This is a genomic window from Caulobacter sp. (assembly GCF_039596335.1).
Classification (GTDB): Bacteria; Pseudomonadota; Alphaproteobacteria; order Caulobacterales; family Caulobacteraceae; genus Caulobacter.
In genome coordinates this window covers 104,619-128,250 of record NZ_JBCNJZ010000005.1, presented here as the reverse complement: position 1 = coordinate 128,250, position 23,632 = coordinate 104,619, and the positions used below count along the sequence as shown (strand labels likewise).

At 69.2% G+C, this 23,632-nt stretch carries 18 protein-coding genes; 1 reads left to right on the top strand and 17 read right to left on the bottom strand.

The genetic code is table 11. The features are described 5' to 3' along the window. Positions 1-98: 98 nt before the first annotated feature. From ABDW31_RS12005 to ABDW31_RS11980, 6 genes are all read right to left on the bottom strand, one after another. Positions 99-1,151, bottom strand: a complete 1,053-nt coding sequence (locus ABDW31_RS12005) for a purine nucleoside permease (RefSeq protein WP_184718603.1) — start codon at positions 1,149-1,151, stop codon at positions 99-101. Between the two features lie 321 nt (positions 1,152-1,472). Continuing rightward, positions 1,473-4,757, bottom strand: coding sequence for a TonB-dependent receptor (locus ABDW31_RS12000; protein ID WP_343698884.1), 3,285 nt, complete (start codon positions 4,755-4,757; stop codon positions 1,473-1,475). A gap of 100 nt (positions 4,758-4,857) precedes the next feature. After that, positions 4,858-5,823 (bottom strand): FecR domain-containing protein, encoded by a 966-nt coding sequence (locus ABDW31_RS11995; RefSeq protein ID WP_184718601.1) that lies wholly within the window; start codon positions 5,821-5,823, stop codon positions 4,858-4,860. Between the two features lies 1 nt (position 5,824). Continuing rightward, positions 5,825-6,394, bottom strand: coding sequence for a sigma-70 family RNA polymerase sigma factor (locus ABDW31_RS11990; RefSeq protein WP_184718599.1), 570 nt, complete (start codon positions 6,392-6,394; stop codon positions 5,825-5,827). 77 nt (positions 6,395-6,471) lie between these two features. Further along, complete coding sequence (locus tag ABDW31_RS11985) at positions 6,472-7,809, bottom strand: ATP-binding protein (protein WP_184718597.1); 1,338 nt, start codon at positions 7,807-7,809, stop codon at positions 6,472-6,474. Next, positions 7,806-8,486, bottom strand: a complete 681-nt coding sequence (locus ABDW31_RS11980; protein WP_184718595.1) for a response regulator transcription factor — start codon at positions 8,484-8,486, stop codon at positions 7,806-7,808. Before ABDW31_RS11980 ends, ABDW31_RS11985 begins: the two co-directional genes overlap by 4 nt. 107 nt (positions 8,487-8,593) lie before the next feature. On the opposite strand from ABDW31_RS11980, the gene ABDW31_RS11975 reads away from it, so the two are divergent. After that, a complete protein-coding gene (locus ABDW31_RS11975) occupies positions 8,594-9,292 on the top strand; it encodes a hypothetical protein (protein ID WP_184718593.1) in 699 nt (232 codons plus the stop codon). Positions 9,293-9,306: 14 nt separating this feature from the next. Here the strand turns inward: ABDW31_RS11975 and mnhG are convergent, their stop codons facing one another. The 11 genes from mnhG to ABDW31_RS11920 all read right to left on the bottom strand — a co-directional run bounded on the left by mnhG (position 9,307) and on the right by ABDW31_RS11920 (position 23,630). After that, the gene (mnhG, locus tag ABDW31_RS11970) at positions 9,307-9,672 is read right to left on the bottom strand and encodes a monovalent cation/H(+) antiporter subunit G (protein WP_184718591.1); all 366 of its coding nucleotides are present in this window, start codon (positions 9,670-9,672) and stop codon (positions 9,307-9,309) included. Further along, positions 9,669-9,950 carry a K+/H+ antiporter subunit F gene (locus tag ABDW31_RS11965; protein WP_184718589.1) on the bottom strand — a complete coding sequence of 94 codons (282 nt, stop codon included), beginning with the start codon at positions 9,948-9,950 and terminating at the stop codon, positions 9,669-9,671. The genes mnhG and ABDW31_RS11965 overlap by 4 nt, the downstream gene beginning before the upstream one ends. Then, positions 9,947-10,438 (bottom strand): Na+/H+ antiporter subunit E, encoded by a 492-nt coding sequence (locus tag ABDW31_RS11960; protein ID WP_184718587.1) that lies wholly within the window; start codon positions 10,436-10,438, stop codon positions 9,947-9,949. Before ABDW31_RS11960 ends, ABDW31_RS11965 begins: the two co-directional genes overlap by 4 nt. After that, complete coding sequence (locus ABDW31_RS11955) at positions 10,435-12,027, bottom strand: monovalent cation/H+ antiporter subunit D (RefSeq protein WP_343698883.1); 1,593 nt, start codon at positions 12,025-12,027, stop codon at positions 10,435-10,437. Before ABDW31_RS11955 ends, ABDW31_RS11960 begins: the two co-directional genes overlap by 4 nt. Next, on the bottom strand, positions 12,024-12,365 hold the full coding sequence (locus ABDW31_RS11950; protein WP_184723813.1) for a Na+/H+ antiporter subunit C: 342 nt from the start codon (positions 12,363-12,365) through the stop codon (positions 12,024-12,026). The genes ABDW31_RS11955 and ABDW31_RS11950 overlap by 4 nt, the downstream gene beginning before the upstream one ends. Continuing rightward, entirely contained in the window at positions 12,365-15,277 is a 2,913-nt protein-coding gene (locus ABDW31_RS11945) for a monovalent cation/H+ antiporter subunit A (protein WP_184718583.1), read from the bottom strand. The genes ABDW31_RS11950 and ABDW31_RS11945 overlap by 1 nt, the downstream gene beginning before the upstream one ends. A gap of 182 nt (positions 15,278-15,459) precedes the next feature. Next, a complete protein-coding gene (locus ABDW31_RS11940) occupies positions 15,460-17,958 on the bottom strand; it encodes a TonB-dependent receptor (protein ID WP_184718582.1) in 2,499 nt (832 codons plus the stop codon). A gap of 118 nt (positions 17,959-18,076) precedes the next feature. Further along, positions 18,077-19,012 carry a FecR domain-containing protein gene (locus ABDW31_RS11935; RefSeq protein WP_184718580.1) on the bottom strand — a complete coding sequence of 312 codons (936 nt, stop codon included), beginning with the start codon at positions 19,010-19,012 and terminating at the stop codon, positions 18,077-18,079. Then, a complete protein-coding gene (locus tag ABDW31_RS11930; protein WP_184718578.1) occupies positions 19,012-19,536 on the bottom strand; it encodes a sigma-70 family RNA polymerase sigma factor in 525 nt (174 codons plus the stop codon). The genes ABDW31_RS11935 and ABDW31_RS11930 overlap by 1 nt, the downstream gene beginning before the upstream one ends. 42 nt (positions 19,537-19,578) lie before the next feature. After that, positions 19,579-22,530 carry a TonB-dependent receptor gene (locus ABDW31_RS11925; RefSeq protein WP_343698882.1) on the bottom strand — a complete coding sequence of 984 codons (2,952 nt, stop codon included), beginning with the start codon at positions 22,528-22,530 and terminating at the stop codon, positions 19,579-19,581. Positions 22,531-22,634: 104 nt separating this feature from the next. Continuing rightward, entirely contained in the window at positions 22,635-23,630 is a 996-nt protein-coding gene (locus ABDW31_RS11920; RefSeq protein WP_184718576.1) for a FecR domain-containing protein, read from the bottom strand. Positions 23,631-23,632 lie beyond the last annotated feature (2 nt).

The window sequence follows — 23,632 nt, the reverse complement described above, 5'->3', positions numbered from 1 at the left end:
CCACGAGGTCAGAGTCTCCGGTTGTTTCCCCACGATCGGGACGCCTGCGCATCCTCGCGGCTGGACCGGCGTAAAGGCCGGTCCGCCGTTTCAGGTCTTCACTTCCCGGCGCCGGGAATCTTGTCGCGATAGACGCCCCAGTTGCCCGAAAGCGTGTTGACGACCTTGCCGGCCACGACGTGCGCGGCGTAGGCGGCGGCGTCGCCGACCCCGGCATAGGGCCGGTTCATGCTGTCGACCGGGCTCTCGCCCGGGGCCTGCTGCGAGTAGTTGCTGGCGGTGCGCAGCACGACCAGGCGGTCGTAGTCGGCCTTGCCCACCGCGGTCAGGCGGCGCAGCGCGTTGCCGACGCCGGTGTCCTCCATCGCGGTCATCACGAACCGGCTCTTGCCGCCGCTGTAGTCGGTGGTCAGCTTGGCGTAGCGCTTGGTCAGCATCGCGCCGTGCCAGTAGGCCTGCGCCGAGATTTCGTCGCCGGTCAGCACGAACGGCGGCTTGGAGCCGTTCGGGAAGCTGGAGAACGGCGCGCGGGCGGTCTTCAGCGCCTCGGTGTCGGGCAGCGGCGTGTCCTTGGTCAGGTTGAACGCCCAGTCCCGCAGACCGATGTTGAGCGGATAGTAGACGCTGTCGGAGCGGCCGGCGCGCGGCGGCTGGAACGGCGGATAGCCGCCCACCCACTCGGGTGGCGCTTCGCGCGGGTCGACCCACTTGCCGAAGTCGACGTCGATGACATTGCCGATCCAGGCCGCCGAACCGGGCGAAGCCTCATCCGGATTGACCCCGGCGATGGCGGCGATGACCCAATAGGCCTTCGACAGGTCGAAACGCGGATCAGTCCCCAGGGCGAAGGTGGTGATGGCGGCGTGGTTGGTGCCCACGCCGGTGCGCAGGATCAGCACGCCCTTGGCCGGGTCGTAGCCCAGCGGCGCGACGCCATTCGGGAAGTCCAGCTTCTGCGGGGCCTCGGCCATCCAGGCCTTGTCTTCCAGCGCATAGGCTGTGACGACCACGACGCGGATCGGGATGGGCGCGGCGGCGGTGGGCGCAGCGGGCGCCGGAGCAGCGGCCTGGGCCAGAGCGGACGTCGCCGTCACGCCCGCGAAGGCCGCAGCCAGCAGCGATCGACGGGTCCAGGCGGACAGGTTCAACATACTCACAAACTCCCCTACTCGGCCGCGTGAAACCTCACGGAGACGCGCCCCAAGGCGTCTCGACGGCGTGTCCTGACCGGATGCAAAGGCGCGGGCCGAAGCAGGGTCAAGCCAGCAGGGAAGTGAAATAAACTCTTACTTCGTGGTGACCTTGGACTGGGCAGGCGGCGCCCGCGCCTGCTGCATACAGCGGCGTCCTGGAGAGACCTCCGCAGGGGAAACAGACTCACCGCAACACGCGGCGCCGCAACGATTTACAACCCCTGGATGGATAAGGAGGGCCGCGGCGCGAGGGGAGATACGCTGCGGCCCTCCGAACAGTCAGAACCTCATCGAGGCGCCGACATAGAAGCGCATCCCCAGCGCGTCATAGGTGGTCGGATAGGTGTTGGCCCGCGGATTGGCGACGATCGGCGGATCGCTGTTCAGCAGGTTGTCGATCCCGCCCGACAGACGCAGGGCCTTGCTGACGTCCCACGCGCCCGACAGGTCGAGATAGCCGCGCGCCTTAAGGATCGGATTGGTCAGGTCGGCCAGGTCCGGCGTCGGCAGACCCGAGCGGCTGGGCAGGACATAGGTGTCGACCGTGACCTTGCCGATGTAGCGGCCGCGCAAGCTGAGGGTCACCGGACCGCTGCTCCAGGTCAGGCGGGTGACGCCCTTCAGGCGCGGAACCGGCTCGCCGCAGGTGGTGCCATAGGCCCCGGCGCAGTCGTTCTGCACGTTCGGGAAGGCCTGCACCGGAGTCGAGACCAGCTCCTTGGTCCAGGTCCAGTTGCTGGCCACTTCGAAGCGGCTGGCGCCGTCGAAGCCCCAGTCCATGCCGAAGCGATAGCGGGCGGCGAAGTCGACGCCCGAGGTCTTCAGCGCGCCGGTGTTGGCCGAGCGGATCTGCACGTAATAGGGATTGCTGATCTCGCCCGTCAGCGGGTTGCGGGCGATGGCCTGGCAGAACTCGCTGCTCTGGTTCTGCACGATGTTGTAGCAGAGGTTCAGAGTGTTGTTCAGGCCGCCGCCCAGGGGCGCGATCGCGCCCTTCAGCTCGATGTTGAAGTAGTCGACGCTGACCGCCAGGTTCGGGACCACGCGCGGCGTCAGGACGACACCGAAGGTCTTGGTGTCGGACTCTTCCACGCCGACCTGGTCGCTGCCGCCATAGACAGCGGTGATGGTCTCGTTGGGCTGCACGCCCGCGCCGAACACCAGGCTTTCCGGCACGCCCATGGCGACGCACAGCGCGCGGACAGCAGCCGTGCGTGCCGCCAGCGGCTGGCGGTTGGAGCACGGGTCGACCGCGGCGCTGCTGCTGGTCGACAGACCGGCATAGAGCTCACCAACATTGGGAGCGCGGACGGCCCGCTGGAACTGGCCGCGCAGGGCCACGTCCGGGTTCACGCGCCATTCCAGGCCGCCCAGATATGTCCAGACGCCGCCGATGCCCTTCAGGCTGTAGTCCGAATAGCGAAAGGCGGCGTTGGCGGTCAGGTTCTGGATCAATGGCAGGTCGGCCAGCAGCGGGGCGCGCACCTCGCCGTAGATCTCCTTGGCGGCGATCGAGCCGCTGGACGGCAGGCCGGGGTTAAAGCCCACGACGTCGCCGTTCACCAGGTTGGCGTCGGGCGAGACGCCCGCGAACGACTTGCGCCACTCCGCGCCCATCGAGAAGCCGACCGGGCCAGCCGGCAGGCGGAAGGCCTCGCCCGACAGGTTGGCCGCGGCCACCCGCTGGCGGGTTTCGACCTCGTTGGTGGTCGACGCGATGATGATCGAGTCGACGCCCGCCTTGGACAGGTTCTGACCGAAGATGTTCAGCAGCGGCGCGGCGCCGTTCGCCGACAGCAGACCCGCCTGGAAGCGGCTGCGCGAGACGTTGCCCGCCTGGGTGTCGGTCTGCTGGGTGTCGGCGTAGCTGTAATAGACGTCGTAGGACAGGTTGGTCAGGAACGACGTCGAGACGTCCGGCAGGTCGCCCTTCAGGCCGACCACGCCGCGAAAGACGTCGCGCTTGGTCATGTTGCGGCGAACGCCGACTTCCAGCAAACGACGCGCGATGCTGAGGGCGGCCAGGCCGTCGCCCGGGCGATTGACCATGGAGGTCGGGCCGGTGACAACGGTGGTGTTCCCGGTCTCCTTCAAGTCCAGCTGGCGCAACACCTCGCGCATTTCCGGCGACAGGTTCGGGTTGTTCACATTGAACAGGAACGGGCCGCTGATGCTGGACGGGGCCAGCTGCTGGTCGACCTTGTTACGGCTGACATGCAGTTCGCCGTACAGGGTGGCGCGGTCATTCAGGTCGTAGCGGGCGAACGCGTTGAACATCACCCGCTGCTGCGGGACGATCAGATAGTTGTCCGGCTGCAGGTTGTAATCGTCCTGCGGCGTCAGGGCCGGGCGCACCGCGCTGCCGGCGTCGTTGAAGGTGAAGCCGCGCGAGCCCAGGCCGCCCAGGCCGGCCGCCGCCAGCGCCGCGTTCAGCGCCGCGTTCGAGGCCGAGGAGCCGGGCAGCGGCACGCCGGTGAAGCGGCCGTTGGGGATGTCGCCGCTGCCGCTGGCGATCAGGCCCGGCAGGCCGCCGGCCGCACGGCAGCTCGAACCGGCCGGCACGGTCATGGGCGTGCCCACCCCGTCCTTGCGCCAGCTGGCGGCGGTGACGCAGCCGTTGACCATCCACTGCGGGGCGAAATCGCCGCGCTCAGCCCGGGTCATGGCCCCGCGATCCAGATAGTTCAGCGAGGCGATCACCTGCCCTCGCCCGTCGGCGACCTTGCGACCGCCCGACAGGTCGATGTTGTAGGTCGGGGTGCGGGTGGGACTGTCGAAGCTGGCCTGGGCGTTCAGCTCGATGCCGTCGATATCGTCGCGCGTGATGAAGTTGACCACGCCGGTGATCGCATCAGATCCATAAACGGCCGACGAGCCGCCGGTGACGATCTCGGTCCGCTTGATCAGTGAGGACGGGATCGTGTTGATGTCGGTGACCAGCTCCGGCCCGTTGACCGTGAAGCGGCGACCGTTGACCAGCACCAGGTTCCGCGACGCGCCGAAGCCGCGCAGGTTCAGGTCGGCCGAACCGCCGGGCACTACGTTGCCATAGGCCCCGCCGTTGGTGGACGGCACGAACTGCGGCGAGTCGTTCAGCAGTTCCTCGACATTGGTCGTGCCGGAGATGCGAAAGTCCTCGGCGCTGAGCACGCTGACCGGGGTCGAGGCGTCGAAGCCCGTGCGGGCGATGCGCGAGCCGGTGACCACCACGGTCTCGACCATCTCGGGCTCGGCGGCGGCGGCGGTGCGGACCACGCCTTCCTCGGCCACGACGGCGAAGGTGCGGGCGTCGATCATCCGCGTGGTGAGACCAGCGCCCGCCAGCAGGCGCTGCAGGCCGGTCTGCACGGTGAAGGTCCCGGTGACGGCGTTCGTCCGGCGGCCCTCGGCGTCGCGGGCCGAGATGATCAGCTGGATATCGGCCTGCTTGGCGAAGGCGGCGACACCCGACGCGGCCGACTGGGCCGGCACATCAAAGCGGACGTCCTGCGCGAGGGCGGGCGTCGCCGCCATGAAGGCGACGATGGCGACCGGCGCAGCGCCGGCCATGAAGAACGATTTCACGAAAGATCCCCTGTTGGTCGGCGCTTCCGTCCAGGCGCCTGACCCAAGGATGTCCGGCCCTGGATTTTCCTTACGCGGGCCACGAACTTTTTTCAGAAGGTCAGCGGGAGATGGCGATTTCGTCGGGCGAAGGTCGCTGGACGAAGGCCCGCAGGCTGACCTGAGCCGCCCGCGCGAAGGCTTCCGGATCGTCGACGCTGAAGACGCCATACAGCCGCTCGCCGGCCAGGGCGTCGCCGGTCACCCGCAGCTGCAGGCGGTTGTAGCGATTGAACTCGGCGGCGGCGAAGCCCAGCGTCTCGCCATCCAGCTCGATGCGGCCGTCGCGCCAGGCCAGCTTGCGGCGCACCTCGCCAGCGTCGTCCAGGATGCGGGCCTTGTCGGGAGCCGGCGCGGCGGTGGCCACGAACAGGCTCTGCCCCGCCTTCAGCGCGACCTTGCGGCCCGGCGCCTCCAGGCTCCAGACGTCTACCGAGCCCTCGGTGACCAGCACGTCGACGCCGTTCTGCGCCCGGCGCACCGCGAAGGCCGTGCCGGTCGCCTGGACCGCGACGCCGCCGGCCTCGACCGTAAACGGCCGGGCCTTGTCGTGGGCGACCTTGAACCAGGCCTCGCCGTCCTTCAGCCGGATCGTGCGCCGTTCGCGGGTCAGGGCCACGCTGAGCGCGCTGTCGGTGTTGATGCGGATGGTCGAGCCATCCTCCAGCGGCATGGCCCGCTGCTCGCCCTTCTCGGTGCGATAGACCTGGGGCCGCAGGGTGAAGCCGATCGCGGCGGCGAGACTGGCCGCCAGGCCGCCGCCGATCATGGCGGTGCGCCGGTCGATGCCGCGTCGCGCCTTGCGTTGCGTCGTCGCTGGGAACAGCGGCGTGACCTCGGCCCCGGAAGCCGCCTCGCCCATCGTCGCCCACATCGCCTGGGCTTTCAGAAAGGCGCCCTGACGACGCGTGTCACCGGCCAGCCAGGCGTCCAGCCGCCGCTGCGAACGAGCGTCGTTGCTGCGATCCAAGGCCATCACCCAGTTTAGGGCGTCGGCCTCGATCTCCTGCGCGGTCTGCCGCTTCACCCTAGTCTCTAGCCTGCCTGCGCCACTGGATCTCGGGCGCGTCCTCGCCGTGTTTGTCGCGAAGGGCCTTGGCGATCAACCGCAAACCCTTCGCGCCCTCGTTTTCGACAATGCTCTCGCTGACGTCGATCCGGCGGGCGATCTCGCGCTGCGACAGGCCCTCGATCTTGCGCATCTCCAGGATCCTGCGGCAGCGCTCGGGCAAGGCGGTCATGGCTTCGCGCACGAGCGCCAGGTAGCGGCGGTAGCTGGTCTCCTCCTCCGGGCTGGGCCGTTGATCGGCGTGGGCCAGCAGGTCCATGGCGTTGACGAAGTCGATCCGCACGATCCGCCGGCGGCGGATCTGGGCGTTCAGCACGTTGCGGACAGTGCGGAAGAGATAGCCTTCCGGGTTCTCGACATGCTCGACCGAGCGCAGGGAACAGAGGCGGCAGTAAGCCTCCTGCAGCAGATCGTCGATGTCCGATTCGGGCACCCGCGCCCGCGACAGGGCCGAGCGGACCTTGGCCTCGTAGGGCAGCACATGCCGCCCGACCCAGGCCACCACGGCGGGATCCGCGCGCAACGTCATCCGAGCGCGACGAGGATCGAGAGTGAGATCAGGTCTGACATCGGCGGCGCTTCTAGGGGCCGTTCATGTCAGATTTTCTAGCTGGCGGCGGCTTCCGGAAACGCCAAGGTGAAGGCGACGCCCGGGTCGTTCCGCCGTACACGGATCGACCCGCCCAGCTGATGCATGATCCGCTCGGCAATCGACAGGCCCAGCCCCGAGCCGTCGCCGCTGCGCCGGTCGCTCCGCCAGAAGCGGCGGAAGAGTTCGCGCTCATCGGCCGCGCCAATTCCTGGACCGTCGTCACGGACCTGGATCGCGAAGGCCTCGACCTCGACCTCGATGGCCGTACCGGCGGGCGTGTGCCGCACCGCGTTCCCCAGCAGCGCCGCCAGCGCCCGCCCCACCCGCTCGGCCTCGCCGGCGACGATGGCGCGCTCCAGGCCGGTGACAGCGATCGACTGGCTCTTCGCCAAGGCCAGCGCCGCGATGGCCGCGACCTGCTCCTCGGCGACCTGGCGCAGGTCGGCGCGGGCGGCGGGATCGGACGCGTGGGCGTCCAGCTCGGCCAGCAGCAGCAGGCGCTCGACGATGCTCCTGACATGGCCGATCTGGGCCAGAAGCCTCCCTCGCAACACCGGATCAGCCGTCTCCTCGGCCCTCAGTTGCAGCACCGACAACGGCGTCCGCAGTTCGTGGGCGGCGTCGGCGGCGAAGTCGCGCTCGATGCGGTAGGCCTCGGTCACTCGATCCAGGGCGCTGTTGAACGCCTGGCCCAGCGGCAGCACCTCGGCGGGCAGCGCGCTGACATCGGCCCGTTCCTCCAGCGCCGTCGGATGGATGGCGGCCACGGCGTCGGAGACCTTGCGCACCGGCGCCAGGGTGCGGCGGACGATCCAGATGTCGATGGCCAGCTGCAGGGTCAGCAGCAGCAGGATCAGGCCCGCGCCGATGATCAGCACCTGGGTGACCACGTCGTCGAAGATGACGTCCGGGTGGTCCAGGTTCTGGATCACTACGATGCGGAGATCCTCATGCCCCATCACCGGCACGCTGAGACCGGAATAGAGCCGTGAGCCCTGCACCCGCTCGAAGAAGGCTGGACCGCCGTCGGCCGGCACGCGCCGCAGCGGCGGGGGCGCGGCCAGGTCGCCGATGGGCGTCAGTTGCTCGCCTTGCAGCAGGCCGAAGGTGAAGCTGTCGCCGCCGCCGTGCAGCGCCGGATGGGCGGTGTTGGTCACCGTCCAGCCGCCGGGATCCGGACGCAGTCCGCCCTGCAGGGTCTCGGCATAGGCCGACAGGGTCTGGCGCTGGAGGCGCTCGCTGGTGGTCTCCAGCAGCAGCCAGACCCCGGCCGCCACGACTAGGGCCGTGACCAGGGTCGCCAGGGCGTGCAGCAGCAGCACCCGCGACAGGATCGAACGCGCGCGGATCATGCGACGACCTCTTCCCGCAGCAGGTAGCCCACGCCACGCAGCGTGACGATCTCGACCCCGGCAGCCAGTTGCTCCAGACGCCGACGCAGCCGGTGGACGCCGACCTCCACGGCGTTGGACGAGAACTCCTCGCCCAGGCCGAAGAACAGGGTCTCGATCTGGCTCTTGCGCACGGCCTTGTCGCGATGGCGCAGCAGCAGTTCCAAGAGCTGGGTCTCGCGCCGCGACAGGACCAGCGGCGTCGCCGCAATCCGCGCCACGCGCCCTGCCGGATCATAGGTCAGCCGCCCGCAGGCCAGAGCCGCGCCGGCATTGGCCCCTGCCCTGCGCATCAGCGCCCGGACCCGGGCGATCAACTCGTCGGTGGCGAACGGCTTGGCCAGATAGTCGTCGGCCCCGGCGTTCAAGCCCGCCACCCGATCGCCGATCGACGAGCGCGCCGTCAGGATCAGCACCGGCAGGCTGGCGTCCCGTTGGCGGGTCCATTCCAGGAGATCCAGGCCGTCGCCATCAGGCAGCCCCAGGTCCAGCAGAATGGCGGCATGGTCGCCCGCCCCGATCAGCAGCCGCGCGTCCTCGGCGCTGGCCACGCGGTCGCTGGGAAAGCCGGCGTCGGCCAGGCGACCGACGATCAGCTCGGCCAGCTCGTCATGGTCCTCGACGATCAGCAGCCGCAACGCCGGCCCTCCCTGTAAGGACGCCGTAATCTGAAGGAGGGCCTTGCCGGGCGCAGACCAGCCCGGGCGATGATCACGCGCCGGGCGCAGACCGGATCCCGCTTCCCATGCGCAAAGCCCTCCTCGCCCTTCTCTTGACCCTGACGCCCCTGGCGGCCCACGCCGAGGGCGCGCCGCACATCCCTGAGCCGATGGTGTTCGACATGGTCCGGCCGCTGGGCGCGCGCCGCGGCGAGCTGGAGGTCAACGCCCTGGCCCAGCAGAACCTGTCGGGTCACCGCGGCGTCGAATGGGCGCCGGAGATCGAGGTCGCCTTCGCCGACGGCTTCGCCATCGAGTTCGAGCTGCCAATGGAGGACATGAAGGTTACCGACTACAAGATGGGCCTGCAGGGAACCTTCGGCGCGTTCAACAACGGTCGCGGCGTGCACGGCGTCCAGTATCTGGGCCTCTACAATCGCCACACCGGCCGTTGGGAGAACACCGCCCTCTACCTGGTCGGCCATCGCTTCGGTCAGCGGTTCAGCACCATGAGCATGGTCGGGGTCGGCGACGTGACCGTGAAGCACCCCGGCGACCGGTCGTTCATCTTCAACCACACGACCTTCTTCGAGGCGTCGGAGGCCACGACCCTGGGCCTGGAGTACAATCTGCGCACCGGTCCGGACCGTATGACCCTGCTGATGCCGCAGATCCACCAGCGCCTGGGTCCGGGTGTCAATGTCCAGGCCGGATTGGGCGCTGTGAAGGTCGCCGGCGAGGCCTGGCGGCCGCGCGCCGGTCTGCGCCTCATCAAGGAGTTCTGACGACATCGACGGGGCTAGGACGGCGGCGCGGCGCCCTTGGCGTCCTCGACCGGGTCGCCCTGCCCCGGTTCTGTCCTGTCGCGGAACAGGGCCGCGCGGGCCAGCAGGATCAGGGTCACCGGCGTCGTCACCGTCAGGAAGACCCCGATCAGCAGCTCGCGCGGCATGAACCGGCCCTCGACCAAGGTGAAGAACAGGATCGAGCCGATGACGATCAGCCCCATCCCCAGAGTGGCGCCCAGCGTCGGGGCGTGGACGCGCTCGTAGAAGGTCTTGAAGGTGCAGAGGCCGACCGCGCCCAGCAGCGACAGCGCTGCGCCGGTCAGGACGAGAAGGCCCACCAAGACGGCGGCCCAAGCCGGCAGATCGACAGCGGTCATTCGATCACCTCGCCGCGCATCAGGAACTTGGCCAGGGCCACCGTGGCGGTGAAGCCCAGCATGCCGATGATCAGGGCGGCGTAGAAATAGACCGTGTCGGCGGTGCGCACGCCGAAGACCAGCAGCAGCAGCATGCCGTTCAGATAGAGTGTGTCCATGCCCAGCACCCGGTCCTGGGCGCGAGGGCCTTTCACGACACGCCATGCAGCAAGCGCCATCGCCGCCACCAGCAGCGCCTGGGCGGCCAGCAGGCTCCAGGTCAGGATCATCTGGCTCATTCGAAGATCTCCCTCAGCCGGCGCTCGTAGCGATCCTTGATCAGGTGGATCCAGGATTCCTCATCGACGAGGTCGAGCACGTGCAGCAGCAGACGGCCCGAGGCGCTGTCGTACTCGACCCACAGGGTGCCCGGCGTGGCAGTCAGGATCACGGCCAGCACCGCCAGGGCGTAGCGGTCCTTGAGGTCCAGCGGCACGTGGATGAAGCCCGATTTCCGTTCGCGCTTGCGGCCGGCCAGGATGATCGTCGCCACCGCCCAGTTCGAGCGCAGCACGTCGACCGCCACCACACTGGCCAATTGCACGATGGCCAACGGCGCGCGGACGCGGACACGCTGTAGGTCCAGGGCTCGCATGACTTGCGGCGCCAGCACGGCCAGCAGCAGCGCCAGAGCAATCGACGGCGGATTGAACGCCCCGCTCAGCAGCACAGAGGTCGCGAAGACCCCCAGCGCCAGGATCGGATGGGGAAACAGCGCCCGGATCATCGCGGCGTCCCCAGCACGGCGTTGATATAGGCGTCCGGCCGGCCCAGCCATGCGGCGGTGTGCTCGGCATAGATCAGGCCCATGCCGCCGAAGATCGCCAGCAACACACACGCCGCCAAAAGGCCACCCATGCCGGCTAGTTCGGCCGCGCCGACCACCAGTTCGGGGGCGTCCTCGTCCCGCGCCCACAGGGCCTTCACGCCCAGGCGCGTCAGGCCGATCAGCCCGCCCAGGCTCGAGACCGACAGGGCGACCATGACCGCGATGCTGGCCGGGTCGAGGGCCTTGGCCAGGCCGTCCAGCATGGCCAACTTGCCGATGAACCCCGACAGCGGCGGCAGGCCTGCGATCATCAGGGTACAGATCAGAAGCGCCCCGCCCAGGGCCGCGACGGCGGCGGGGATCACCAGACCCGGCTCGTTGCGCTCGTCGTCGTCGAACGGGTCGCGGTACTCGTCGTCGAACACGGCCCGCTCGCGCTGGGCGCCGGAATCGACGCCGCGTTGCAGCACCTCGGCCAGCAGGAACAGCGCTCCGCAGGCCAGGGTGGAGCCGATCAGATAGAACAGCGCCCCGCCCAGCACCGCGGGATGACCCACGCCCGCCGCCGCCAGGATGGTGCCGGACGAGACCATGACGGCATAGGCGGCCGCCCGCGCCAGATCCCGCGCGGCGATGATGCCCAGCGTGCCGAAGGTCAGGGTCGCCAGACCCGTCGTCAACAGCCAGCCCTGGCCGAAATGCGCCGAGCCGCCCGCCTGGTCGCCGAACGCCAGCAACGACAGGCGCAGCAGCACATAGACCCCGACCTTTGAGAGCATGGCGAAGATCGCCGCCGACGGCGCGCTGGCCGCCGTGTAGGTCGGGACCAGCCAGAAGCCCAGCGGCCAGGCCGCACACTTGATCAGGAAGGCCGTGCCCAGCACCGCCGCGCCGACGTGCAGCAGGCCGCGATCGGTCTCGGCGATGGCGCGGACCTTCAAGGCCAGATCGGCCATGTTCAGCGTGCCGGTCACGCCGTAGATCGCCGACACCCCAATCAGGAACAACAGCGAGGCCGTCAGGTTGATGGCGATATAGGTCAGGCCGGCCCGGATCCGCTCTTCCCCCGAGCCATGCAGCGCCAGGCCGTACGAGGCCGCCAGCATGATCTCGAAGAAGACGAACAGGTTGAAGATGTCGCCGGTCAGGAAGGCGCCGTTGACGCCCATGATCAGGAACAGGAACAGCGCGTGGAAGCGCGGTCCGGCCCGGTCCCAGCGCGCCAGGGCGAAGGCCAGGACACCGGCGCCCAGCACACTGGTCAGGGCCACCATCATGGTCGACAGCCGGTCGGCGACCAGCACGATGCCATAGGGCGCGGCCCAGTCGCCCAGACGGTAGACCCGCGCGGTGTCGCCGCCGTCGGCCGCGCCGGTCAGGCATTCGTATAGCAGGATCAGGGCGACGATCAGGATGGCCGCCATGGCCGTCAGGCTGATCACGCTCTTCAGGCGCCGACGACGCTCGTCGAACAGCAGCATGATCGCCGCCATCACCATCGGCAGCAGGATCGGCAGGATGATCAGATGGGTGTCCCAGGCGATCATTCGGACGGCTCCCGTCCGTCGACGTGGTCGCTGCCCGTCGCGCCGCGCGCGGCCAGCAGCACGACCAGGAACAGCGCCGTCAGGGCGAAGCTGATGACGATGGCCGTCAGCACCAGGGCCTGGGGCGTGGGATCGTCATAGAGTTCCGGCCGCGCCAGGCCCGACGCTGTCACAGGCGGCGCCCCCGAACGCAACCGCCCCATCGCGAAGATGAACAGGTTCACCGCATAGGACAGCAACGACAGTCCCATGATCACCTGGAAGGTCCGCGGCCTTAGCAGCAGCCAGATCCCGGCCGTCGAGAGCACGCCGATGGCGATCGCCAACACGATCTCGATCATGCGCCCTCCTCCGCCGGCTCGTCGTCCCGCTTGGCGCGGCGCAACGACTGGTGCGCCAGGGCCACCAGCATCAGCACCGTGGCGCCCACGACCAGCAGCACCACGCCCAGGTCGAAGACCACGGCGCTGGCCAGCGGGACCTTACCCAGCACTGGCAGATACACGTACTGGAAGGCCGAAGTCAGGAACGGCCGGTTGAAGCCCACGGCGGCCAGGCCGCAGCCGGCGGCGATGGTCAGGCCCAGCCCGATCCACAGGATCGGACGCAGCAGCAGCCGCTCCTCGACCCAGCGCGCGCCGGACGCCATGTACTGCAGCACCACGGCGATCGACAGCGCCACCCCGGCCGCAAAGCCGCCGCCTGGCAGGTCGTGCCCGCGCAAGAACAGGTGCACGGCCAGCACGATGACGAACGGGAACATCCAGCGCATCACCACGCGCGGGATCAGCATCGTGTCGCGCAGGGCGTCGCCGGGCGCCGGACCATCCGCCTTAGCATGCTCCAGGGCCTGCTTCTGGTTCGGTGCGCTCAGGCTGTCGTCCCCGGGCCGGAAGCGGCGCAGCAAGGCCAGCACGGTCAGGCCGACGATGCCCAGCACCGTGATCTCGCCGAACGTGTCGAAGGCGCGGAAGTCGACCAGGATGACGTTGACGACATTGCGCCCGCCGCCCTCGCTATAGGCGCGCTCGACGAAGAAGCGCGAGATGCCCTCGACCATGGGCCGGGTCATGACGGCATAGGCCGCGATCGACAGGGCCAGGCCGCAGACGACGGCGATGACCAGGTCGACCTGGCGTCGGCGGCGCGAGCGGCGCTGCTCGGCATCGGAGACCTTCATCTCCTCAAGCCGCTTGGGCAACCAGCGCAGGCCCAGCAACAGCAGGACGGTCGTCACCACCTCGACCAGCAACTGGGTGATGGCCAGGTCCGGGGCCGACAGCCAGACGAACGACAGGCAGCTGACCAGCCCCGCTCCGCCCATCAGCACCACGGCGGCCAGGCGGTGATACTTGGCCTGCCAGGCGGCAGCGACGGCGCAACCGCCACCGACCAGCCACAGGCCGGCGAAGGCGTAGTCCGACGGCGCGGGCGCAGACCAGTCGGGCTGGATCGGCAAGCCGCCCGTCACGGCCGCGGCTACGCCCGCCAGCAGGGCGACCAGCACCACGGCCCGCAGCTGCGGCTGCATACGGTCAGCGCCCAGGACACGCTCGACCCAGCGGGCGGCCTTGACCAGGCCGGTCATGGTCTTCTCGAACAGGTAGCCGCCGTTCAGGCGACGCAGGTGGAACAGTCCGCCGCGTGTGTTGGCGGCCAGCGCCTTGCCGAAGACGACGTAGAGGACGCCCCCGCCGCACAGGGCCAGCACGCTGAGCAGCAGGGGGATGTTGAAGCCGTGCCAGAGCGCCAGGCTGTAATAAGGTGGGTTCGGCCCCGCCACCGAGACCACGGCGCTGCGCAAGAACGGACCGACGGTCAGGGCCGGCGCGACGCCGACCAGCAGGCACAGCGCCACCAGGATCTCGACCGGCCGCCGCATCCAGCCCGGCGGCTCGTGCGGCGTGCGGTCCAGCAAGGTCGGCGGCGGGCCGAAGAAGGTCGCCAGAATGAAGCGCAGTGAATAGAGCACCCCGAATGCGCTGGCCAAGGTCGCCAGCACCGGCAGAGCGCTGTTCAGCGCATGGCCGTTACCGCCCGAGACCACCTCGGCCAGGAACATCTCCTTGGACAGGAAGCCGTTCAGCAGCGGCACGCCGGCCATGGCCGCGGCGGCGACGATGGCCAGGGTCCCGGTGATGGGCATGTAGCGATAGAGGCCGCTCAGCTTGCGCATGTCTCGCGTGCCGGCCTCGTGATCGATGATGCCGGCGGCCATGAACAGCGAGGCCTTGAAGGTCGCGTGGTTGATGGTGTGGAAGATCGCGGCGACCGCGCCCAGCGGCGATCCCAGGCCCAGCAACAAGGTGATAAGGCCCAGGTGACTGATGGTCGAATAGGCCAGCAAGCCCTTGAGATCATGCTGAAATATGGCGCACCAGGCGCCCAGCAGCAGCGTCGCGACACCTGCTCCGCCGACGACGAAGTACCAGAGGTCGGTCTGGCCGAAGATCGGCCACATGCGCAGCAGCAGGAAGATGCCGGCCTTCACCATTGTCGCCGAATGCAGATAGGCGCTGACCGGCGTCGGCGCAGCCATGGCGCGCGGCAGCCAGAAGTGGAACGGGAACTGGGCGCTCTTGGTCAGGGCGCCCAGCAGGATCAGGCCAAGCGCGGGTACGTAGCGCGGATCGGCGAGGATCTGGTCCTTGGCGGCCAGAACGACATCCAGATCATAGCTGCCGACGATCGCGCCCAGCAGGATCATCCCGACCAGCAGGGCCAGGCCGCCCAGGGCCGTGACCGTCAGCGCCATCCGCGCGCCTTCACGCGCCGAGGGGTTCTGGTGCCAGTAGCCGATCAGCAGGAAGGAGAAAAGGCTGGTCAGCTCCCAGAAGACGGCCAGCTGGATCAGGTTGCCCGACAGCACCACGCCCTGCATCGCGCCCATGAAGGCCAGCAGAAACGAGAAGAACCGCGGCACCGGGTCCTTGGGCGACATGTAGTAGCGCGCATACAGCACGACCAAGGCGCCGATCCCCAGGATCAAGGCGCAGAAGATCCACGACAGACCGTCCAGCCGCAGCACCAGATCCACGCCCAGCGACGGCAGCCAGGGGATCTCGAGGCGCAGGATCTCGCCGTCGGCGAACATCGGCCACAGCGCGCCCAGGCTGATCAAGCACACCAGCGCCACGATCCACGACAGGATGGCCGCCGAGGTGCGGGCGTGGCGCGGAAGGCCAGCCGCAATGGCTGCGCCGACGAATGGCGCCGCCAGAATCAGAAGGATCAGAAAATTGGAAGACAAACGGTCGGCAGCCCCCGCCTTGAGACAGATCTGAGCGAACCCAAGCTCAGAAGGTTCCAAAGCTAGGATAGAAGCCGGTTCCGCGCATCAAAGTGACAAAACTTTGCAGCGGTTGTCGAGATCGTCGTTTCGCCTGAGCGAAACGGAGCGGTCCGGCCGAATGACCAGACCGCCCCATACCGTCAGAAGTCGAAGCGTGCGCCAATGCCATAGGTGGCCGGCGCGCCGACCAGGCGGGCCGCACCGTTCAGCTCAGGGAAATAGACCTCGTCGGTGATGTTGCGGCCGTAGGCGTACAGCGTCCAGTTCGACGGGGTGGCCAGGTCCAGGCGGGCGTTGACCAGGGTGTAGGCCTTGGCCGTGTTGCCCGGCGTGGCGTTCAGGCGGTTGGACTCCTCGCCGTGGTGGGTGACGCCCACGCGGCTACGCAGTTCCCAGCCCGGCTGCAGCATGATGCTGTGGTTCAGCGACGCCGTCGCCGAGACATCCGGTGCGCCCGGCAGCGGGTCGCCGACCGTCTGCAGCACCTCGGCCACGCGGTTGGAGGTGAACGACAGCACTTCGGTGTCCAGCCAGGCGGCGTTGACGTCGAAGGTCAGCTGCTGGCGTTGGGTGCGCAGCAGCTGGGCGCTGAGCGCGACTTCGATGCCCTTGCTGCTGGCCTTGCCGACATTGGCGCGGCCGTTGGTGTCGTTGGCCAGGCGGGTCGTGGCCTGCAACTCGCTGAAGCGGTAGTCGAAGGCGTCCAGCGACAGGCGCAGGCGCGGGATGCTCCAGCGCAGGCCGGCCTCGTAGGCGCGCACGGTTTCCGAGGCGAACGGCTTGGTCTCGGCGACCGTGAAGATCGAGGTGCCGTCGAAGCCACCGCCGCGATAGCCGGTGCCAGCCGAGACGAAGACGTTCAGGCTGGGCGTGACATCGTACTTCACGGTCAGACGGCCCGAGACGTTGTCGTCCTCGAACTTCTCGTCCCACGAGAAGGGATTGGTCGTGGCGAAGGTGGTCGTGAAGGTGCTGATGCCCCACGGATTGTGATCGACGTTGCGGCCGACATAGTGGGCGTCGTCGCGGGTGTAGCGCAGGCCGCCCGAGACCTGCAGGCGCTCGGTCAGGTGATAGTCGGCCTGGCCGAACAGGGCGAAGCTCTTGCGCTCCTGGCGGTGCAGGTTGTCATACATGGTCAGCGCCGAATAGCTGATCCAGTTAGTGTCGAACTTGACGTCGTCGGTCACGTAGAAGGCGCCGACGATCCAGTCGACCTTGCCGCCGGTGTCGTCGGCCAGGCGCAGCTCCAGCGACGATTGGCTCAGCTTCTCATTGGCGTCGAAGTACGAGGCCGGATAGGGCGAGCCGTCGCCATTGCCCTTGACCGAACGCTTGCTGCCCTGCCAGCCGCCGACGGCGGTGAAGTTCAGGTTCTCGCGCACCTTGTGGGCGAAGGTGGCCGAGCCGCCGTAGATGTCGATGCTGTGGGTCGGATAGCCGGTCGAGTAGAACTCGTACGGGTCGGCGTTCTCGCCGGCGTTGGCGACCGTGGCGTCCAACGAGCGAGCGATGCGGTCGTACTGGCGGGTGTCGCCGCGATCACGGCTGCCGAACAGCTTCACCGTCAGATCGGACTCCGGCGCCATCTTGAAGTCGAAGGTGGCGCGGCCGGCGAACAGGTCCTTGTCGCCAAAGCCCTTGCGGCGGCCGGGATCGGCCAGGGCCGGCACCTGGGTCTGGACGACGCCGCGCACCGACGGACGGAAGCCGGCCAGCAGCCCAGCCCCTGCCCCGTCCATGAAGCCGCCGCCGCTCTGGGCCAGCACCACCAGGCGGACGCCCAGGTTCTCACTGACCGGGCCGCCGACCGAGGCTTCCATCTCGGTGTACTTGTAGCTGCCGTACTCGAGGCGCCCCGAGCCTTCCACGATCTCGCCGGGACCGCGGGTGATGGCGTTGATGACGCCGGCCGTGGTGTTGCGGCCGTACAGCGTGCCCTGCGGACCTTTCAGCACCTCGATGCGGTCCAGGTCGAACAGCGGCATGCCCAGATACGCGTTCGAGGTTTGGTAGACGCCGTCCACGTGCATGGCCACCGACGGGTTGCCGTTGGGCTTGTAGTCGTCGGCGCCGCCGATGCCGCGGATGCTGATCAGGCCGTAGTTGGTGCCGCCAAAGGCGTAATTGACCGAGACGCCGGCCACCTGGTCGACCAGGTCGGTCACGCTGGTGATGCCGCGGCGCTGGGCGTCGCCGCCGTCCACGACCGTCACCGCCAGCGGGACGTCCTCGATGCGGGCGGCGCGCTTCTGGGCGGTGACGACGACTTCGTCGAGCTCGCTGACGACCGCACTTTCCTGCACCGAGATCAGGAAGGTGCGCGGCCCGGTGGCCGTCGCCTTCAGGCCCGAACCGGCCAACAGCTCACGCAGGGCCTCGGCCGGCGCGCGCGTGCCGACCACGGCGTTGGCGCGCTTGCCCTTCACCAGGCCCGACGCATACAGCACCTGAACGTCCGCCTGCTTGGCGAAGGCCGGCAGGGCCAGTTCCAGCGGCTGAGCCGACACGGTGAAGGCGACCGGCGGCGCGGCGCTTTCCTGAGCAAAGGCCGGCGCGGCCGCGCTCAAGACGGCGATAGCGCAGCAGGCCATCAGGCTCCGGCGAAGACCGGCGGCGTGGGAAACTCGGTTCGTCATCGTGATGTCCTAGACATTCGCCGGCCCCCGTCGACCGATCATCCCCAGGAACTTCGCCGTCGCCGAAAGCCTCACCTTGTCGTGAAAATTTCATCGAACGCCGGTGGGGCGGCCCGCGTCAGGCGGCGATCTCCCACGTCGTTTCGTCCACCTGACGGACGCGCAGGCCAAAGCCGGCGCGCAAGGCGTGGGCGAACTCACGCGTGCCGTCGTAGCGGAACGATCCGGAGATGCTGATGCCGTCCAGCCCCGCCCCCGGCGCCAGGGAGAGCCGGTCGCTGGAGTAGCGATTAAACGCCGCGGCGACCTGCGGCAGCGGCGCGTCGCTGAACACCAGCCGCCCATCGCGCCAGGCGGTGAGCTCGTCGAGATCGGTCGCCGCGACCGGCCGGACATCTGCCTGGCCCGAGATCATCTGGCCCGTCGTCAGCCGCTGCCGGGCATTGGCCGCGACGACGTCCAGCACGCCGTCCTCGATCAGGATCTGGGCGGTCGTCCCTTGCTTGGTGACCTGGAAACGGCCGCCGCTGCTCTGGGCGTGCTGATCGCCGACGAGGATCTGGAACGGCCGCTCAGGGGCCGAGCGGGCGTCGAAATAGGCCTGCCCCTCGACAAGCCGCACCCGCCGGCGGGCGTCGTCGTACTGCACCCGCACGGTCGACAGCGGCGCCAGGGTCACGCTGGACCCGTCCGGCAGCGGCGCAGTCAGGCGCTCGCCCGCGCCCGTGCGGATCGTGGCGCCGGCCGCGCTGGCCATCATCAGCGCTGCGCCACCCGCGCCGGCCGCCCCCGCGGCGCCGGCCAGACCGAAGATCGCGCGCCGGCGGCTGACGCCCGAGGCGTCGCGCAAGGCAGCCGCCCGCATCGCCATCAGGCCGTCGGCGCGCTTGGCCGCGCCCAGGGTCGACCAGGCGTCGGCGGTCTCCTGATAGGCCTCGGCGTTCTCGGGCGTCTCCAGCCATTCCAGGAACGCCTTGCGATCCTGCGCCGACATCGGCCCGCGATCGGCCTTGGCGAACCAGCGGGCCGCCTCATCATCGTGAAGGCGCGCCATCAGCCCTGCTCCCGCAGCGCATTGCGCAGCACCGCCATCGCTCGCATCAGGTGCTTCTCCACGGCGCTGACCGAGATGTTCAGCCGCGCCGCGATCTGGGCGTGGCTCATGTCCTCGAAGCGGCGAAGGACGACGATGGTCCGCGCCCGCGGCGACAGTGACTTCAGGGCGACCTCGATGCGCTCCAGGCTCTGCCGTCCGCCGACGACGTCCTCGGCGCCCGGCAGGTCATCGGCCAGGTCGATCCGGTCCAGGTCCACAGCGCTCAGCATCGGACGGGTCCGTTCGCGCCGGACCTTGTCGCGCAGCAGGTTCGCGGCCGCTTCGAAGACGTAGCCATCGACGCTCTCCAAGGCCATCAAACCGGGACGGCGCAGAAGCCGTAGGAACAGGTCCTGCACCAGTTCCTCGCTGTCGATCTGCGACCCCGTACGCCGGGTGAAGTAGCGGAGAAGCGGGTTGCGCAGGCGGCGGGTCAGGGCCTCGAAACGCTCAGCGCCAGGATCGTAGGCGGGCATGGACATGGCGTGGCCGAATGCCATCGCGACGCGACAGACGTGTGACGTCTACCAGCGCCAGTTCAGCTTCACAGAGAACCACCGCCCCGACGAACCGATCTGCAGGATGCGCGCCTTGCTGCCCTCATAGGCCAGGTCGTGGGTGTTGGTCAGGTTCGAGGCGGCGATCACCAGCTGGGTGCTGTCGGTCAGGTCGTAGCTGGCCTGGGCGTCCAGATAGCCGGCCGCCGCGATGGTGAAATCCGAGACGCCGCCGCCCTGCATGTCGGCTTCGGACCGGAACGCCGAGCGCCAGGACCACGAGACGTTCAGCGCCAACGGCCCCCGCTCCAGATACGGACTGATGGACCAGGCCAGGTCCGACACCCCGGTCAGCCGCCGGCCGTCCACGCGGCTGTGGGTCCAGGTGGCGCTGGCCCAGACGCCCAGCGTGTCGGTCAGGCGCTGGTGCACGCCCAGCTCGGCCCCGGCGACCTGGGCCCGGCCCAGATTGCGCGGTCGCGACATTAGCACCGACGTCGAGACGGGCGGACCGCTCTGCGTCTCGAAGGTCAGGGTTTCGGGCGCCTCGACCATCTGGATGAAGTTGCGGATGGTCTTGTGGAAGACCGCCAGGCTGTAGCTGGAGCGGCGACGGATGACCTCGTACGAGAGATCCAGATTGTCGGAGACGTAGGGCTTCAGCGCCGGATTGCCGCCCACGCCGCTAAAGATCACACCCGGTTCCGGATCGTCGATCGCCGCCTGGCCCTTCACATAGATCGAGGACACCAGGACGCTGGCCGGCACCGTCGAAGCGCGCAGGTCCGCCAGAGATGGCCGGGTGATGGTGCGCGAGGCCGCCAGGCGCAGGACCGCGTCCGGCGCCGTCTCGAACGCCATGTTGAAACTGGGCAGCAGGATGTCGTGCACGCCGTCGAAGGTCACCGGCCGAACCACGCCGGCCCCGCCGACGAACTCCAGCCGCGCGCCCTCGACCTCGGTGCGGGTGCGGACCTGCCGCAATCCGACATTGCCCGAGAACGGCCAGGCCCCGCTCCGGCCGTCGAAGTCGAGACGGGAATAGGCCGCCGCCACCTGTTCGCCGACGCGATAGGAGTTCTGCAGATCCGCGCCGGTGGGCGTCAGGTCGTCCGGCGTGACGACGACGTCGCCGCGCTCGCCCGGCAACAGGAAACTGGCACGCAGGCGGTCATAGTCGGCCGCCGCCCAGGGCGCGGACCGCGCCCGGACCAGATCCTCGAAGACGCTGCCCATCGTGGACTGACCGTACAGCCCGCCCATGTCCAGGCTCGCCGCGCGCGGGGCGGCCCGGCGGTCGCGGCGCTGATAGTCGCGGCTGCGATCGCTGAACTGCCCGCCCAGCCGCAGCGCCGACAGGCGAAGCCCGCCCAGGTCGACGTCGATGACCCGCCGCGCGTTGAAGAAGGCCGTGACGTCGTCGTCGCGCGACTCTACCGCCCGCAGGTTCAGCTGCGCCAGGGTCAGCCGCGCCGGGTCCCGCAGGTTGAAGTCGGTAGTCAGGCGCGCCGCCCGGCGGCTGGAGAGAGCGTCGCCCAGGTCGAAGTCGTAGGCCACGCCCTCCGGTGATTGGGCCGACAGGCGCAGTAGCGGCGTATCGAGCACGGAATGGGCGCTGGACACGCTGAAGCGCGGCGTCAGGGTCCAGTCGCCCGTCCGCCATTCGGCGCCCAGCGAGGCGGCCAGGTTCAGGTGGGATTGGTCCGAAAACTCGGTGTTGTTGTCGATCCGGCCGTTGGCGATCCGCGCGGCCACGACGACGCCCTGATCCACTCGCACACGGGCGTCCGGCGCGGCCAGACGCGCGCCCAGGCCGTAGACCAGACGGTCCTCGCGGATGGTGTTGTCGAATGTCGAGACCAGACCGTCGAAGTCCAGCTTCAGGTCGGGCGACACGCGCCAGTCCGCGCCCAGGAACGCGCTGCGGCGGCGGCGGTCCTCGCTCTCGACGGTGGTGCGCAAGTCGTTGGGCGCGGTCAGCGTCACGCCGTCGATCTTCAGCTGGCTAAACCGCATGATCTGGAAGCGGTCATACCGGACTCCCCGCTCCTCCTGCGAGATCCCCGCCACTAGGCCCCGGTCGCCGTGCTCGGAAACGATCCGGCCGGCGATGGAGATGTCGGGCCCGAACCGGCCGGTGCGCGCCTCGATGTCGCCGCCCGCGCGTACGGTCGCGAAAGGCTCGCCGTCCAGGCCGCCGGCGGTCTCGATGTCGATATTGGCGCCGATGCCGCCGTCGATCATGTCGGCCGTCGCGGACTTGGCCAGGCGCGCCCCCGCCAGCAGGTCCACCGACAGGGCGCGGAAGCGGAACTGCCGGCCACTCTGGGTCGAGTTGCGGATGTTCTCGTTGAAGGCCACCGGCGCGCTGTTCAGCGTCACCGACTGGAACAGCGGCCCCAGGCCCCGGACGCTGACGAACTGCCCCTCGCCCACCTCATGTTCGATGGTGACGCCGGGTACGCGCTGCAGGGCCTCGGCCAGGTTGGCGGCAGGCAGATCGCCGATCTGCTCGGTCGAGACACCGTCGGAGATCACGTCGGCGGCGCGCTTGCGGCGCAGGGATTCGGCGATCTGGGCGGACGGGCGCCCCACGATCTCGACCGCCTCGACCTCGACGGGCTCAGGCGGCGGCGGGGCGGCCCGCGGCGATCTGGCCAGCTGCGGCGCGCTCCAGATGCGTACGCCGCGAGCGCCGACGAACCGGTGATGTAGCCCGCTCCCCTCCAGCATCCGCGCCAGCGCCTCGCGCCAGGTCATCTGGCCGCGAACGGCCTGGGTTCGCGCCGGATGGTGGGGCTGCGGCACGAAGGCCAGCTCACAATCGGCCTGCAGGCACAGTTCCAGCAAGGCCGAAGACGCGTCCTGGGCGGGAATGTCGAAGCGCTGGACGCGTGCGCTGAACGATTGCGCCCAGGATTCCGGAGCAGCCGCCAAGGCAAGCGCCAGCGCGGCGACGCCCCATAGGCTACGTCGCACGCCGGCGGGCGGCGATGCAGCAGGCGGTTTCAAGGACGACAGGCCCCGACGAGACGATCCGTGTCCCCCTTAGCGCGGAGGCGTGACAGCTCTGCGATACGACCCTACTCGGCGCGGACCAGTACCCGGCCGTCCGCGGTGCGCTCAGTGCGGACCGGCAACAGGGCCGCCATGCGATCGGCCAGTGCGCCCTCGCCCTCCAGCGGCAGAACCGCCGTGACCTTGATGCGCGCCAGGCCAGCGTCGGCGACGACCAGCGGCGCGTCTGAATATCGGGCGGCGGCGGCGACGACATCGGTCAGCGGGGCGTTGCGGAACACCAGCTTGCGCCGACGCCAGGCCGTGGCCGTCTCGATGTCTGCGACGGTCTTCTTAATCTCGGGCTGGCCGGGGCGGAAGACCGCGCGCTCGCCCGGCGACAGGGCCAGGGCGTCGTCCAGCGCCGCCTTGTCGGCCGCGTCGCGGCGACCGACCAGCACGCGGCCCTGCAGCAGCGAAACCTGGGCGCCGTCGCCGGTCAGGGTCGTGACGAAGCGGGTGCCGGTGACGATCACCTGGCGGTCGCCGATGCTGACCTGGAACGGATGAGTCGCGTCGTGGGCCACGTCGAAATAGGCCGCGCCGCGGTCGAGGGTCACCCGTCGCACGTCGTCGGCCAAGGCCACGCGGATGGCCGAGCCGGCGTCCAGGGTCACCCGCGAGCCGTCGTCCAGCGTCACGTCCGTGATCTGCCCCGGCGCGCTCTCATAGGTCATCTCGACGGGCGCAGCGCCGAACGTTGGGGTCAGGACGACCACCGCGACTGCGGCGGCGGTCGCGGCCAGGCCACCCGCCATCACCAGACGGCGCGTGAAGGCCGAGGAACGCTCGCGTCGACGCAGGCGGGCGATGTCCATGATGAAATCGCCGCGCAGGCTCTCCAGCGCGGCCTGGTCGGCCTTGGCGGCCTCGTACTGGCGCAGATGGTCCGGATCGGCCTCCAGCCAGTCCAGGAACGCGGCCTGGTCGCGCGCGCCCACGCCCGGCCGGCCCATGCGCGCCAGCCAGTCCTCGGCCGTTCTCGGCCGGGAGACAAACATGGCGGTCAGGCGGCCAAGCATAG

What these genes read in the sequence shown, in the direction of transcription:
- ABDW31_RS11965 (WP_184718589.1), bottom strand. Translation starts at nt 9,950, where the DNA reads ATGAGCCAGATGATCCTGACCTGGAGCCTGCTGGCCGCCCAGGCGCTG.
- ABDW31_RS11920 (WP_184718576.1), bottom strand. Translation starts at nt 23,630, where the DNA reads ATGCTTGGCCGCCTGACCGCCATGTTTGTCTCCCGGCCGAGAACGGCC.
- ABDW31_RS11935 (WP_184718580.1), bottom strand. Translation starts at nt 19,012, where the DNA reads ATGGCGCGCCTTCACGATGATGAGGCGGCCCGCTGGTTCGCCAAGGCC.
- ABDW31_RS11955 (WP_343698883.1), bottom strand. Translation starts at nt 12,027, where the DNA reads ATGATCGCCTGGGACACCCATCTGATCATCCTGCCGATCCTGCTGCCG.
- ABDW31_RS11940 (WP_184718582.1), bottom strand. Translation starts at nt 17,958, where the DNA reads ATGACGAACCGAGTTTCCCACGCCGCCGGTCTTCGCCGGAGCCTGATG.
- mnhG (WP_184718591.1), bottom strand. Translation starts at nt 9,672, where the DNA reads ATGACCGCTGTCGATCTGCCGGCTTGGGCCGCCGTCTTGGTGGGCCTT.
- ABDW31_RS11990 (WP_184718599.1), bottom strand. Translation starts at nt 6,394, where the DNA reads ATGACGTTGCGCGCGGATCCCGCCGTGGTGGCCTGGGTCGGGCGGCAT.
- ABDW31_RS11975 (WP_184718593.1), top strand. Translation starts at nt 8,594, where the DNA reads ATGCGCAAAGCCCTCCTCGCCCTTCTCTTGACCCTGACGCCCCTGGCG.
- ABDW31_RS11960 (WP_184718587.1), bottom strand. Translation starts at nt 10,438, where the DNA reads ATGATCCGGGCGCTGTTTCCCCATCCGATCCTGGCGCTGGGGGTCTTC.
- ABDW31_RS12005 (WP_184718603.1), bottom strand. Translation starts at nt 1,151, where the DNA reads ATGTTGAACCTGTCCGCCTGGACCCGTCGATCGCTGCTGGCTGCGGCC.
- ABDW31_RS11985 (WP_184718597.1), bottom strand. Translation starts at nt 7,809, where the DNA reads ATGATCCGCGCGCGTTCGATCCTGTCGCGGGTGCTGCTGCTGCACGCC.
- ABDW31_RS11930 (WP_184718578.1), bottom strand. Translation starts at nt 19,536, where the DNA reads ATGTCCATGCCCGCCTACGATCCTGGCGCTGAGCGTTTCGAGGCCCTG.